The following is a 14,671-nucleotide window of genomic DNA, read 5'->3' on the forward strand; positions in this document are numbered from 1 at the left end:
GCGGTGAGAAAATGATATTTGACGTTTTACGTTTGACGCTTCACTCTTCCAGCGCCACGCCCTTCTCTTTCAAAATCGCCCACACTTTCGGCGGGGTGAGAGGGATGTCAATGTGGCGCACGCCGAGATGCCACAGCGCGTCCACGACGGCGTTGGCGATGGCCGGCGGCGCGCCGACAGTGGGCGACTCGCCGACACCCTTCAAGCCCTGTGGATGGTGCGGCGAGGGCGTCACCGTCTCGCCTACTTCCCACTTGGGCGATTCGACGGCGGTAGGCACCATATAATCCATAAACGTGCCGCCGTAGAGGTTGCCTTGTTCGTCGTATTGCATCTCTTCCATCATCGCGGGAGCAAAGCCCATGGTCAGGCCGCCGTGAATTTGGCCTTCGACGATCATGGGGTTGATGCGGTTGCCGCAGTCGTCAATGGCTACAAAGCGCCGAATCTTCACCTGGCCCGTGCCGCGATCAATGTCTACCACGCAGATATACGAGCCGAAGGGGTAAGTCATATTCGGCGGGTCGTAGTAGTTGATGGCCTCCAACCCGGCTTCCATGCCTTGCGGGTGATTGGTGTAGGCGGCGAAGGCCAGCTCTTGAATCGTCTTGGCCCGATCCGGCGAGCCTTTGACGTAGAACTTGCCGCGCTCCCACACCAAATCCTCCTCGGCGGCTTCGAGCAGGTGAGCGGCGATCTTCTTGGCCTTGTCGCGGATCTTGCGGGCGGCGACTGCGCCAGCCGCGCCGGCGGTCGGGGTGGAGCGACTGCCATAAGTGCCGAGGCCATACGGAGCAGTGTCGGTGTCCCCTTCCTCCACTTTGATGTCGCCGGCAGGGATGCCGAGTTCTTCGGCGATGATCTGGGCGTAAGTCGTCTCGTGTCCCTGCCCCTGACTCTTGGTGCCGAAGCGGGCAGTGGCCTTGCCGGTGGGATGGACTCTGATCTCGCACGAGTCGAACATCTTGATGCCGATGATGTCGAACTGATGCGACGGCCCCGCGCCGACGATCTCGGTGAAGGACGAGATGCCGATGCCCATCAACTCGCCGCGCTTGCGCTTCTCGGCTTGCTCTTTGCGCAGGTCGGCGTAGCCGATCATGTCCATCGCCTTTTGCAGGGCGGCGTGGTAGTTGCCGCTGTCGTATTCCCAGCCGAGCGCGGACACATAAGGGAACTGCTCCGGCTTGATGAAGTTCTTCATGCGGAACGCGGCCGGGTCTTCGCCGCGCTCGTGGGCCATGATGTCCACCATGCGCTCGATGGCGTGCACGGCTTCGGTGACGCGGAATGAACAGCGGTAGGCGACGCCGCCGGGCGGTTTGTTGGTGTACACGCCGTCCACTTCCATGAACGCCTTCTGGAAATCATACGAGCCGGTGGCGATGTGCATCAAGCCGGCCGGGAACTTTGAGGGCGCGGCCTGAGCGTCGGCATAACCGTGATCAGCGAGGGTGGACATGCGCATGGCGGTGATGTGACCGTCCTTGTCCGAAGCCAGTTCGGCGGCGATGTGATAGTCGCGGGCGAATGAATCGGCTTGCAGGTTTTCGGAGCGATCTTCGATCCACTTGATGGGGTGGCCCAGCAAGACCGAGGCCGCGACGGCCAAAACATAGCCCGGATATGCCGGAACCTTGCCGCCAAAGCCGCCGCCGAGGTCGGGTGAGATCACGCGGATGTTCTCTTCCGAGAGGCCGACGTGCCCGGCCACGAGCGCCAACACCGTGCGGATGACGTGCGGGGCCTGTGAGGTCATATACAGATCAAGATGTTTATTGACGCCGTCCCAGTTCGCCAGACAGCCGCAGGTTTCCATGGAGGCCACATGGATGCGCGGGAGGTAGATATTCTCTTTCACCACCGTGGCCGCGCTGGCAAAGGCTTTTTCGGTCGCCGACTTGTCGCCCACTTCCCAGTGCCAGATACGGTTGTTCTCTTTGTCGTCGCGGACTTTGGTCGCGCCGGGTTCCAGCGCCTTGCGCGGATTGACGACGACGGGCAGGGGGTCGTAATCCACTTCCACGGCGGCCACCCCGTCGGCGGCGGCGTAGCGGTCTGCCGCGATCACCGCCACCACTTCCTGCGCCTGGTACTTCACCGTGTCAATGGGCAAAACCATTTGCTTGTCGCCCGCTAGAGTCGGCATCCAGTGCAGGTTGTACTTTTCCAGGTCCTTGCCAGTGATGAAGCCCAGCACGCCCGGAATCTTGGCCGCCTTTTCGGTGTTGATGCTTTTGATTTTGGCGTGAGCGTAAGGACTGCGCACGATGTCGAGCCACAACATGCCCGGCAGTTTGAAATCGTCAATGTAATTGCCTTTGCCCTGAAGGAAACGCGCGTCTTCCTTGCGTTTCATCGAAGAGCCGAGACCGTGTACTTCAGCCATAGTATCCTCCGTATTTCGTATTGCGTATTTCGTATTTACGGACTACACAATACGCACTACGCCTCCTGCATTTTCTTGGCGGCATACTGCACCGCTTTGACGATGTTGTTGTAGCCCGTGCACCGGCACAAGTTGCCCGACAACCCCCAGCGAATTTCGTCTTCGGTTGGGTTGGGGTTCTTCTTCAGCAGGGCGACAGACGACAACATCATTCCCGGCGTGCAGAAGCCGCACTGCAAACCGTGCTCCTGATGAAAGCCTTCCTGGATCGGATGCAGAGCGCCATTTTGGGCCAGGCCCTCTACGGTCATCACCTCGCCGCCGTCGGCCTGCACAGCCAGCACGGTGCAACTCTTGACGTTGCGGCCATTGAGCATGACGGTACACGCGCCGCACGACGACGAGTCACAGCCGATGTGAGTGCCGGTGAGGTTGAGATTCTCGCGGAGGAGGTGCACGAGCAAAAGCCGCGACTCGACATCGGCATGGTGAAGTGTGCCATTGACAGTAACATGAATGTGATGGGTGCTCATAGTTGACTCCTTGTTGGATGCCGCCGTCTAATCCGCCCGTCACCTTTGGTCTTAAGTTGACCGCCTTTCTGCTGGGATGTTTCCCAACAGAACCAAAGGTGAAGAAAGAACAAAGGTTGCTAGCGGATTAGAGCGACCACACCACGCACTCAGCCCTTCGCCCTCGCCACCGCTTGCTTCAACGCGCGAACGGTGAGCGTTTTGACCAGTGAGCGTTTGTACTCCGCCGAGCCGCGCGGGTCGGCGCTGGGGTCAGCGGCGGCGGCGGCCAACCCGGCGGCGGCGCGGATGGCGTCGTCGGTGGGCGCTTTGCCATGCAGGGCGGCCTCGGCGGCGGTGGCCTTGATCGGCACGAGGCCGACGTTAGTGAGGCCAATGCCAACGTATGAGCATTTGCCGCTTGCGTCGAGAGTCACCTGAGCGGCTACAGCGGCGGTGGCGTAGTCGCCAACCTTGCGCTCAATTTTGAGATAGCACCCGCCGGTGCGTGGCTTGTTGGCCGGGATTTGGATCTCGGTTAACACTTCGTCGTGAGCCAGAGCCGTCTCAAACGTACCTTTGAAAAAATCGGTGATGGGGATGGTGCGGTTTCCCTTCGGGCTGGCGGCCACCACCTGGGCGCCGTAGGCCAGCATGGTGGCCGGGTGATCGTTGGCCGGGTCGGCGTGGGCCAGGTTGCCGCCTACTGTAGCCAGGTTGCGCACCACCGGGTCGGCGATCATTCTGGCCGTGTCGGCCAGCAAGGGGTACTTCTTATGGATCAACTCGGACTCGTCGAGTTCCGACTCGCGGGTCATCGCCCCGATCTTGAGCCAGCCCCCATCCTCGCGAATGTAGCTCAGGCCTTCGAGGCGGTTGATGTCAATAAGCAAAGCGGGCGACGCAAGCCGGTACCGCATCATCGGTATCAGGCTATGGCCGCCCGCTAGAATTTTGGCCTCCGGGTTCTGCCCCAACAAAGTAATGGCTTCACTCAGAGTCTTTGGAACTGCGTAATCAAAGGTAGGTGGAATCATGGGCATCGCTCCATTTTGGGTAATGAGTAATTGGGGAGTAGGGTGAAGATTGAGGAAGGGTGTCGGCGGCCTCCTTTCGTAAGAGATAGATTTGTGGCTAAAGTGGGGCGCTGTTTGCGCTGACTATCTATTGAAACAAAAAACGGCCCGGCGGGATAGACCCAACCGGGCCGATATTTGACCTAATCAGTCCAATTTACGCCAGCCCGCGCCGCACGGCCTCTGCCGCCGCCTGCGCTCGCGTGGTCACACCCAATTTCTCGAACACATCCTGTAGTTTGCGCTTGACGGTGGTTTCGCTGAGGTGCAGTTCGACGGCAATTTTGGGATTGCTTGCCCCGGCCACTAAGAGGCCCAGGATGCGATGTTCGTCATCCGTCAGGCCGATCTCTCGAATCGCCCGTTCACGGCTGTAGTCGGTGAATTGCTCGACGACGAGATCGATCACCCTCGGGCTGAGGACCCGTTCGCCGCGATACACGGCCCGCACGGCCTGGGCCAGCGTTTCATCCGACGCGCTTTTGAGGACGTAGCCGATTGCCCCGGCTTGCAGTGCGCCTTTCACGTACTCCTCGTCGTCGAAGGAGGTCAGCATCAGAATCTTGGTTGTGGGGTGTTGGCGCGAGAGAATTCGCGCCGCCTCCACGCCGCTCATGCCCGGCATACGGATGTCGAGCAGGATGACATCGGGCGCTGTCTGCCGCGCCAACTCGACGGCGGCCGGGGCGCTGTCGGCTTCGCCCACCAACGTCATGTCCGGGTAATTGGAGAGCAGGCTACGCAATCCTTGCCGGACGATGGGGTGGTCATCCACGATCAGAATGCGAATCGGAGCCATTGGGCAATTAGAGCGTGGAGTTATCCATCCCTGCCCTCTTCTCCAGCATGATGAATCGGCGCGGTGAGGTTGACGCGCGTTCCCTGCCCCGGCGCAGTGTGGATGGTGAGCCGCCCGCCCAGGCCCTCAGCCCGCTCGCGCATGCCCAACAATCCGACACCGTCTCGCCGGGTATCATTGGGATCGAAGCCCCGGCCATCGTCGGCGACAGAGAGCGTCACGGCGGAAGGGGTGAAGCCGACGGCGACCTCGGCCCGGCATGCGCCGGCGTGAACGCTGACGTTTTGCAGGGCCTCCTGCATGATCCGGTACAGGCCAATTTCCATGTCGGGCGGCAAGCGAACTGCCTCGCCGCTGGCCTGCACCACACACGGAATGCCAGTGTATTGGGCGAAACGCTCGGCATAGCGCCGCAGTGACGGAACCAACCCCAACGCGTCGAGGGAGGGCGGGCGCAAATCGTAAATGATCTGTTTGATCTCGCGCTCCATGCGCCGCAAAACTTCTGCCACTTGCTCAAGCGAGGCCTCGGCCAGCGCCAGCTCGTCCCCCCGCAGCCGCTCGCGCCCAGACTTGAGTTCGAGCAGGGCGCCGATGAGCAATTGATTGAGGCCGTCGTGCATATCTTGCGAGATGCGCTGGCGCTCGCGCTCCTGCACGTTCACGGTGTCGGCCAGCAGTTGGCGCAATTGCTCGGCCTTCTGGGCGAGGGCTTCCTGCGCTTCTTGCAGAGCCTGGGTGCGATCGGCAACCTTGCGCTCCAGCCCGGCTTTGGCCGCCTGCAACTCTTCGTACAGTTGCGCGTTGCGGATGGCGATGGCGACCTGGGCCGCATACGTCACCAATAGTTGTTCGTGGTCGTCGTCGTAGGGCGTGGGCCGGTTCGCCACCCCGATCATGCCGATGGGTGATTCGCGCCCGCGTAGAGGCACACCCAGGAAAGTGTGCACCGGTGGGTGTCCCCGCGGCTGGCCGACACGCAGTGGATCGGCCATTGCATCTTCAGAACGCACCTGGCGGTTCTCCAGCACCACGCGGGCGAACACGTTGGGCCGCAGGGGAATGACGTGCGATTGATCATAAAACTCGGTCGTCGGGTGGAAGCCGCGGATCGCCACCACGTCCATTGCCTTCCCGTCCGCCGTATTCAGGCCGATGAAGCCGAACTGCGACTCGGTGAGGTCGAGGCAATGGCCCAGAGCGATGTCCATCACCGATTGCAAATCGCGCAAGGTCGAGAGTTCAACCGCCAGGTGATAAAGCGCCTGGAGGCGGTTGCGCTGGTGAGCGTCACTATCCTGTTGAAGTGTTGGAGCGAGGGCAATAGCCATAGTTACCTCATCTGAATATCAAACGGCGCTTTGAGTATACTCCCGATCAAGCCGTTTTTGATCGCCTGCCGGAGAGTATAATCGTAGTCATGCCCGGCTCAAATGGCCTCCGCCTCGCCGAACTCCTTGCCTCCCTCTCTCTGGCCATTGACCTCGGCACCGGCCAGCCGCTGGAGTGGGTGATGAAGTGTACGCTCCTTGCCGCCAACTTGAGCAAAGCCCTCGGCTTGAGCGAAGACGACCAGCGCGACGTGTTTTTTCTCTCGCTCCTGCGCCACGTCGGTTGCACCGCCAACGCGCACGCCGACGCCGGACGTTTCGGCGATGAACTTGGGGCCGCTGAAGGCCTGACGCTCGATATGGATGATGTGGCTCAGGCGTTTGGCTTTGTGTTTCGCAGCGCGGGCAGGGGCCGGCCTCCGCTTGAAAGGCTGGGCTACATCGGCGGCCTGTTGGCGGCCGGGCCGGGGGTGGCCAAAATCAACCACGCCGCGCACTGCGAAGTGGCCGAGCGCATCTCTGAGACGCTGGGCTTCAGTCCAGCGGTTGCCGCCGGTCTATGGCAAATTTACGAACGCTGGGATGGCAAAGGCGACCCTAAAGGACTCAAAGGTGAAGACATCGCCCTGCCCGTGCGGGTCATTCATCTCGCGCAAGACGCCGCAACTTTTTATTCGTTGAACGGGATCGAATCGGCCACGACGGTGGTGCGCGGACGGGCGGGCCGCCAACTTGATCCCACCTTTGTAGATTCCTTTTGCCGCTTCGCCCCTGACCTGTGTTCTGCGCTGGACGCCGACTCACTTTGGGAGGCCCTGCTCACCGCCGAACCGGGCCGCCCCGTGCAACTGACCGACTCGCAGATAGATGCCGGTTGCCTGGCCGTCGCCGACTTCACCGACATGAAATCGCCCTTCACCCTCAACCACTCGCGCCACGTTTCGCAACTGGCCGAAGCCTCGGCCCGGCTGTGCGGCCTGCCGGAAACAGACGCGGTGAATTTACGGCGGGCGGGGCTTTTACACGACATCGGCCGGGTGGGGGTGTCGGCGGGCATTTGGGGCAAAGCCGGTTCGCTCACCGAGAGCGAGTGGGAACGAGTCCGACTGCACCCTTATTACACCGAACGAGTCTTGTCGCGCTCAAAGACGCTTGAACCGTTAGGAGCGCTGGCCGCCCTGCATCACGAGCGTCTCGACGGCTCCGGCTATCATCGCCGACTGCCCGGCGCATCACTGCCCCTTAGCGCCCGCCTGCTGGCCGCCGCCGATGCTTATTGTGCCATGACGGAACTGCGCCCACACCGCACCGCGCTTACGCCGGAGGCCGCCGCCGATCAACTGCGCCGCGAGGCGCGTTCAGGCGAGCTCGACGAGAAGGCCGTCGAGGCGGTGCTGGTCGCCGCCGGACACGCATCGCGGCTTCCCACGTGCAAGGCGGCCTCTGTCGAGTTGAGCGAACGCGAGATTGAAGTGTTGCGCCTCGTGGCGCGCGGCCTCTCCAACAAAGAAATGGCCGCCCGACTCGTCATCTCCCCCAAAACCGTCGGCCACCACGTCCAGCACATCTACAACAAAATCGGCGTCAGCACCCGGGCAGGCGCGACGCTGTTTGCGATCCAAAACAATCTGCTGGAGGCGACATGAGCCACGATCATCTCACCGCCGCTCACGCCGCACTCAAGCAAGCGCAGTGGCCTGAAGCCAAAGCGCATTTTGAGTCTGCGCTAAAGGAAGACGACGGCCCTGAAGCGCACGACGGACTGGGCATTGCATTGTGGTGGCTCAACGAGGTGAGCGCCTCGCATCAGCACCGCGCCCAAGCTTATCTCGGTTGCAAAGCGTCCGGCGATCTGCGGCGGGCGGCGCTGATCGCCGCGTGGCTGGCGCGGGAGCAGGTCTTTCTGCGCGCCAACGTCAGCGCCATGAAAGGCTGGTTCGCCCGCGCCGAACGTTTGCTGAACGAGGAGAGCGCCCCGTGCGTGGAAAGTGGCTGGCTTGCCCTCTACCGCGCCTCGATGATGTCCCCACCTGCCGAACTAGAAACAACGGCCCTCCAATCCATTGACCTCGCCCGCCGATTCAACGATCCCGGCCTCGAAGCCCTGGCCCTCGCCTTTGGCGGCCTGGCCCGCGTGGCCCTGGGGCGTGTGGAGGATGGCATGGCGTTCATTGACGAAGCGATGACGGCAGTGACCGGCGGCGAGGTGGGCAGTTTCATGATCACCAGCGAGGTCTTCTGCGCCACGCTCTCGGCGTGCGAGTTGGCGGGCGATCTGGTCCGTACCGATCATTGGTGTGAAGCGGCGCGGGCATTCGCCGATCGCTATCACTGCCCGTTCCTCTCCGCCTACTGCCGCACAACCTACGGCGGCCTGCTCACCGCCACCGGGCGCTGGGGCGAGGCCGAGGCCGAATTGATGGAGGCCATCCGCGTCTTCGAGTCCGGGCATCAAGCCTTGCGCGTTCACGCCGTCCTGCGCCTTGCCGATTTGCGCGCTTGTCAGGGGCGATTGGAAGAAGCCGAGATTCTGCTGTCCGGCTACGAAGATCACGGCGGTGCGGTTCTGCCAATGGCCCGCCTGCATTTGGCGCGGGACGAATCCGAGTTAGCTCGTGCGGTATTGGAGCAAGCTCTTCGTCCTGTGTCCGCGTCAGCGCCCACGCTGGATCACGCGCCGCTGTTGCGTTTGCTGGTGGACGTTCACCTCTCGCTGGGCAACCTCGACGCCGCCAGACGTACTGCCGATGAATTGGCCGCCCTCGCGGGAGGAGCGCACAGCGATCTTTTATTGGCTCAAGCTGATCTCGCGCAGGGGCAGGTCAAACGATTCGCCGGGGAAGCCGACTCGGCTCAATGCTTCCTCTCTGCCCTCGACCGCCTGCGGCAGTACGAGCAATCGCTGGTGGCGGGGCGCGCCAAGCTGGAGATGGCGCGGGTGCTGAAAGATAGTGACCGGCCCGGTGCGGTGACGTGGGCGCGGGCGGCGCTGGCTTGCTTCGACCGCATCGGCGCGGCTCGCGACTCCGACGAGGCCGCCGCGCTTCTGCGCGAGATGGGCGCAGTGGGGCGCGTGGGCGCGCGCACAACCGCGGCGCTTACCCAACGCGAGGAAGAAGTGCTGGCCCTGCTCGCGCGCGGCCTCTCCAACCGCGAGATCGCCGAGCGGCTGGTCATCAGCGCCAAGACCGCCGAGCATCACGTCAGCCAGATTTTGAGCAAACTGGGCCTGCGCAGCCGCGCCGAAGCGGCGGCCTATGCCCAACGAGAATCCACAAAGACAGACAAATAGGGGATGCAAATAGGGGGTGTCCCCGATGCGCCCCCGCGCCGCTCGGCCTATGATGTGGGCAATCACCCATTCACACATCAAGGAGCAAAACATGAGCGGCGAAACTTCACCCATCGTATTGCAATCAGGACAGGGCCGGGCGCTCTGGCATCTCAACGCTTTGATGAACTTCAAGGCTCTGGGCGCGGAGACGGGCGGCCAATTCTGGGCATTGGAGGGGCTGGCTGACAAGCACATGGCCGTGCCACTCCATTCCCACAGCCACGAGGACGAAATCTGGTACGTCGTCGAAGGCGAGATCACCTTCACCGTCGGCGACAAAACGTGGACGGCCGGCCCCGGTTCGTTCGCCTTCGTCCCCCGCCACACTCCTCACACCTTTCAAATCAAATCGGAGACGGCGCGCTGGTTCGGCATTGGCACACCCGCCGGGCTGGACGAGTGGTTCTTCGAAACCGGCCAACCGGCCCAAGCGTTGACGCTCCCACCGCCGCCGCCCGCCCCGCCCGACGAGGCCGCCATCAACGCCATCGTCGCCAGCCTGAAGGCCTATGGCACCGACACGTTGGGGCCGCCGCCCGGCTAAGACTCTAAGGGTCTCAGCCCCTTCACTTCGTTACGGGGTGCTTCGCAAGACCTTTAGGGTCTGGCGCAACTACTATATCTCTAATTTTCAGCGGCGGCCCAAATTGAGTCTAAAATGCCTGTCATCAACGCGAACTTGAAAGGATGACGGCCATGCCAACCCTGCCAAACTACAAACACTTCGACGGACGCCATTGGGAAACGGGGACGGTTCAAAACTACTTTGCCTATTCCGGCGTCAAAGCGCCGCACAGCGGCAAGCCCTACAGCGAAGCCATGCTGATGGGCGTCAGCGGCGGGGTGCTGGTGGGCTACTTCTCATTTGCCTACGAAGGCCACGACCCGCACGTTGCCATTCTCACCCGCAACACCTTCAACCCGCTCGACACCCTGCTCGTCCGTCTCGGCGTTATTCAACACTTGCAACAAACGCCGGACGCCAAAAAGGGTCTGCAAAATTTGCTGGACGCCCTCGACTCCGGCTCGCCCGCCATCGTCTGGGCCGACGCCTTCAGCCTGCCCTACAACGGACTCGAATCGCGCCAGGACTGGTGGGCGATGTTCCCGATCCTGGTTTATGGATTCGACGATGAGGCCGACACTGTTTACATTGCCGACCGCTCGTCCCAACCCTTCATCATTACTCCTGCCGAACTGGCCGCCGCGCGCGGGCGGGTGAAGAAAGACAAATATCGCCTGCTCACCCTTGAGCCGCCCGACTCCGGCAAATTACCCGTTGCCGTGCAACAAGGCATTTGGGATTGCCTCAAGCGTTACACCGAAGCGCCGGTGAAGAGCGCCCGAAAGAATTTTGGGCTGGCCGCCTTCCAGCGTTGGGCCGCCGTGTTGACCAACCCGAAGGACAAGCAGAGTTGGGCCAAAATTTTCCCGCCGGGTGTGAAGATGTACGCCGGGCTGATGTCGGCCTTCGATCGTTTTGGATTGGGCACGGCCGGCGCGCAACGCGACCGCGATTTGTACGCCAACTTTTTGGATGAGGCGGCCACGGTGTTGGAACGGCCCGCCCTGCAAGAGTCGGCCAAACTGTTTCGAGTCTGCGCCAAAGGCTGGGGCGAGTTGGGCGCGGCGCTTCTGTCAGACACTATGACGCCATTCAAAGAAACGCGCGAACTGCTGACGCGCCGGCGCAAACTCTTCGTCGAGAAAGGCGGCAAGGCGTTGGCTGAAACTCGGAAGGTCAACACGCGGCTGGAGGCCATCCGCGCCGAAATGGAGAAAGCCTTCCCGCTCACGACTGGCGAAGCCGCCGCCCTGCGCGAGCAGATTGCGGAGAGTGTGCTGAAGGTGGGCGAACAAGAGAAGGCCGCTTACGAGTCATTACAGGCGGCGATGGCCGATCAACAAGGGCGGAGGAGGAAATAGTGGGCCATCATACAACTGCCCTGAGGACACTCCCGAGGACACCCTTTTGCTAATATGAGGCCAAATAACAACTTCGTCATTCAAAAGGAGAAACCACCATGTCCACCCTATTCGTTCATCACAAAGTTGAAGACTATGCCAAGTGGCGGCCCGTGTTCGATGAAATGGGCGCGGCGCGCAATACCCACGGCGCCACCGGCTGGCGTGTGTTGCGCGACGCTGCCAACCCCAACGAGATCATCATCCTCACCGAGTTCCCGGACGCAGACAGCGCGCGCCGTTACGCGCAGGCTCCCGAACTGCGTGAGGCCATGCAGCGCGCGGGCGTGAGCGGCCGGCCCGAAGTGCTGTTCCTCGACGAGGCCTGAGGCCCTCACTCGTGCCGCCGTAGCCCGCAACGCCCCATGCTCCTATAATAGGGGCATGTCGGCGTTGCGGATTTTTCTTCTAGGCGAACCTCGATTTGAGCGCGATGGACATACAGTCGAGTTGACCTCGGCCAAAGCCATCGCCCTGCTCGCCTACCTCGCCCTTACTCGCGTCTCGCACGCCCGCGAGCATCTCCTCGCCCTGCTCTGGCCTGAAAGCCCCGGCGACGCCGCGCGCAAAAATCTCCGTAACACCTTGTGGTCCATCCGCAAAGTATTGGGGGAAGATGCTCTGCTCACGACTGATGACCGCCTCGCTCTCTCCCGATCCGCCTGGGTGGACGCGCACGAATTTGAGTCCATCCCCCAACCGTTAATCCCAAACCCCCAACCCCTAATTTCTCTCTATCATGGCCTCCTCCTCGATACCCTCTCCCTGGCCGATGCCCCCGACTTTGAAATCTGGCTGACGGCTGAACGCGAGCGATTTGGACAACTGTATCTGCGCTTGCTGGCGGCGGCGATAGAACAGAGTCGGGCAACCGGAAATTGGCCGGAGGCGTTGGAACTTGCCCACCGCGCGTTGGCGCACGACAACCTGCAAGAGCCGATGCACTGCGCGTTGATGGAAGCGCACGCGCGTTTGGGCCAACGGCCCGAAGCCCTGCGCCAGTACGACTCATTGCGCGCCATCCTCGAACGCGAGTTGGGCGTGGAGCCGCTGGCCGAAACGAAAGCACTGCGTGAGGCCATCGCGCGGGACGATTTGCCGTCCACCCCGCAGAGGCAAACCAAGCCGCGCTCTGCGCCCATCGAGCCAGCGCACCCGCCGTTCGTGGGCCGCGAAACTGAGAAAGTGGCGCTGGATGAAGAATTGGAAGCCGCCGCCTCCGGTCGGGCGCGCCTCGTCCTGCTCACGGGCGAGTTGGGGATTGGCAAATCGCGGCTGTGGCGCGAGTGGTCGCTCGGCCTCCCGCTCGATTGTGTTGTGCTGGAGATGCGCTGTCTCGAAGCGACTCAGACCCTGCCCTTCGCGCCGCTCACCGAGTTGTTCTCGCGCGGCGCCTACGCCCGCCGGCTGTTCACGCCGCCCTCGCCTGTGCCCGCCTTATGGCTGGCCGAGGTTGCGCGCCTGCTTCCTGACTTGCGCACTGCTTTGCCTGACTTGCCCGCGTCCGCCGCGCTCCCGCCGGACGAAGAGCGCCGCCGCATCTTCGAAGCCTTCACCCAATGCCTGCTCGCGCTTAAGGCCCGCCCGCTCGTGTTGTTCATGGACGATTTGCACTGGGCCGACCGCGCCACGCTGGACTGGCTGGGCTACCTCGCCCATCGCCTGCACAGCGAGGCTCTATTGCTCGTCGCCACCTATCGGCCAGAAGATGCGCCCCCCTCGCTCATGCAGTTCGCCGCCGACCGGGGCCGCGAGTTCATCGCCCGCCGCCTGCCATTGGCCCGCCTGACGCACGACGAGTCCGAGACGCTCATCACTGCCCTCGTCGCCGAACCGACTCAGGGGGAGGCATTCGTTCAGCGCGTACTGACTCAAAGCGCGGGCAATCCGTACTTTCTGATTGAGTTGTGCCGGGCCGCCACCGATGGTTTACCGCACTCTCTGGCCGAACTGGTGCGCGCCCGCCTCCACCGCCAGCCCGACACGGCCCGACAGGTGGCCCAGACCGCTGCTGTGCTCGAGCCAGATTTTGATTTCGCTACCCTGCGCCGGGCTAGCGGGCGCGGCGAAGAAGAAACGCTCGATGCCCTCGACGCGCTCTTGCGCGCGGGCGTGATCACTGAGCATCAATCAAGATACACCTTCGCCCATCCGCTTGTGGCGGCGGTAGTACGCGAGGGGTTGAGCGGAGCGCGGCGCGTCTTCCTGTATCGCCGCGCGGCGCAGGCGTTGGAGATCACCTATACGGGCCGCCTGCCCTCGGTCGCCGGACGCCTCGCCGCCTGCTACGCTCAGGCTGATAACCCGCCGCGCGCCGCCCACTTTGCCGAGATGGCTGCCGCTCACGCGCTGACGTTGGCGGCCACGGCAGAGGCCGTTGACTTCTATCGCCGCGCATTGGCCTTTGAGCCGACGCCCGTACGTGAACTGGGGCTGGGCCGCGCGCTGTATCGTAAAGGCGATCTGGCCGAAGGGTGCACGGTGCTAGAGTCGGCCCAGCGCGCATTTGAATCTCGCGGCGATGCGCGCGGTGCGGCGCAGGCTTGCATCGCGCTTTGCGACGCCCTGTTACGCGCCGGTCATTTTGCCGAGGTGATCCAGTGGGGCGAGCGCGTGCTGGCATTTTTAGAAACGGAACCAATCATGGCCCACAACAACGCGGCCTATCATGCCGCCCTGCTCGGCGACCTGCCCGCCGCGCACCGGCACATCCAGTCCGGTCTGAAGCTGGCCGACGAGCGTGAGCTGGCCGTGACGCATCAATGGCTGTACAGCACGCGCGGTGAAATTGCATTGGCTGAGAAGCAGTGGGATGTTGCCGAAGACTGGTTTCGGCGCGGGCGGACTGAGGCTGAGCGGCATGCCAACCCGGAGATGGTCGCCACCTACCGCGCCAACCTCGGCCTTGCGGCCCGTGGGCGCGGCGACCTTGATCGCGCGCTGACTCTGTTGACTGAAGCGCGCGCCTCAGTTCCCAACTCCCACCAGCAAACACAGATTGATCTCTGGCTGACCGAACTTCACCTTGAGCGGGGCGAGCCAGCCTCGGCGGACGACGTCCTCACCCGCGCCGAAGCGCGCCTGGCGAGCGACGAACGCGGGCGTTTCCGCGCCTGGGCAGAGCGCCTGCGTGAGCAGTTCCCTAAAAACGTGGTGTAGACCTTCAGGGTTTCCCGCAGGCGGCCCGGAAGGTCTTTTTGATTCAAATAGGGCGTTCGCCCGATGTGGGCGCTTCGCGCTTGGCATAGACTGTCTCCAACTTCAT

11 protein-coding genes are annotated in these 14,671 nt (G+C 62.6%); 6 read left to right on the forward strand and 5 right to left on the reverse strand.

All coding sequences use genetic code 11. The features are described from left to right. Window positions 1-40 precede the first annotated feature (40 nt). The 5 genes from HYZ49_04290 to HYZ49_04310 form a co-directional block, all read right to left on the reverse strand. Window positions 41-2,389: a carbon-monoxide dehydrogenase large subunit gene (locus HYZ49_04290; protein MBI3241495.1), complete on the reverse strand. Its 2,349-nt coding sequence runs from the start codon at window positions 2,387-2,389 to the stop codon at window positions 41-43. A gap of 56 nt (window positions 2,390-2,445) precedes the next feature. Continuing rightward, the gene (locus tag HYZ49_04295) at window positions 2,446-2,922 is read right to left on the reverse strand and encodes a (2Fe-2S)-binding protein (protein MBI3241496.1); all 477 of its coding nucleotides are present in this window, start codon (window positions 2,920-2,922) and stop codon (window positions 2,446-2,448) included. Between the two features lie 149 nt (window positions 2,923-3,071). Beyond that, a complete protein-coding gene (locus tag HYZ49_04300) occupies window positions 3,072-3,938 on the reverse strand; it encodes a xanthine dehydrogenase family protein subunit M (protein ID MBI3241497.1) in 867 nt (288 codons plus the stop codon). A gap of 196 nt (window positions 3,939-4,134) precedes the next feature. Continuing rightward, window positions 4,135-4,776 carry a response regulator transcription factor gene (locus HYZ49_04305; GenBank protein ID MBI3241498.1) on the reverse strand — a complete coding sequence of 214 codons (642 nt, stop codon included), beginning with the start codon at window positions 4,774-4,776 and terminating at the stop codon, window positions 4,135-4,137. A gap of 20 nt (window positions 4,777-4,796) precedes the next feature. Next, window positions 4,797-6,107 (reverse strand): GAF domain-containing sensor histidine kinase, encoded by a 1,311-nt coding sequence (locus tag HYZ49_04310; protein MBI3241499.1) that lies wholly within the window; start codon window positions 6,105-6,107, stop codon window positions 4,797-4,799. A gap of 89 nt (window positions 6,108-6,196) precedes the next feature. On the opposite strand from HYZ49_04310, the gene HYZ49_04315 reads away from it, so the two are divergent. The 6 genes from HYZ49_04315 (at window position 6,197) to HYZ49_04340 (ending at window position 14,565) form a co-directional block, all read left to right on the forward strand. Further along, the gene (locus HYZ49_04315; protein ID MBI3241500.1) at window positions 6,197-7,753 is read left to right on the forward strand and encodes an HD domain-containing protein; all 1,557 of its coding nucleotides are present in this window, start codon (window positions 6,197-6,199) and stop codon (window positions 7,751-7,753) included. Further along, entirely contained in the window at window positions 7,750-9,399 is a 1,650-nt protein-coding gene (locus tag HYZ49_04320) for a helix-turn-helix transcriptional regulator (GenBank protein ID MBI3241501.1), read from the forward strand. The genes HYZ49_04315 and HYZ49_04320 overlap by 4 nt, the downstream gene beginning before the upstream one ends. A gap of 91 nt (window positions 9,400-9,490) precedes the next feature. Beyond that, a complete protein-coding gene (locus HYZ49_04325; protein ID MBI3241502.1) occupies window positions 9,491-9,985 on the forward strand; it encodes a quercetin 2,3-dioxygenase in 495 nt (164 codons plus the stop codon). A 152-nt stretch (window positions 9,986-10,137) separates the two neighbouring features. Further along, window positions 10,138-11,367 carry a DUF4872 domain-containing protein gene (locus HYZ49_04330; protein ID MBI3241503.1) on the forward strand — a complete coding sequence of 410 codons (1,230 nt, stop codon included), beginning with the start codon at window positions 10,138-10,140 and terminating at the stop codon, window positions 11,365-11,367. A 98-nt stretch (window positions 11,368-11,465) separates the two neighbouring features. Beyond that, window positions 11,466-11,735, forward strand: coding sequence for a cyclase (locus HYZ49_04335; protein ID MBI3241504.1), 270 nt, complete (start codon window positions 11,466-11,468; stop codon window positions 11,733-11,735). A 121-nt stretch (window positions 11,736-11,856) separates the two neighbouring features. Beyond that, window positions 11,857-14,565: an AAA family ATPase gene (locus HYZ49_04340; protein ID MBI3241505.1), complete on the forward strand. Its 2,709-nt coding sequence runs from the start codon at window positions 11,857-11,859 to the stop codon at window positions 14,563-14,565. Window positions 14,566-14,671 lie beyond the last annotated feature (106 nt).

It is taken from the genome of Chloroflexota bacterium (assembly GCA_016197225.1).
GTDB lineage: Bacteria > Chloroflexota > Anaerolineae > Anaerolineales > VGOW01 > VGOW01.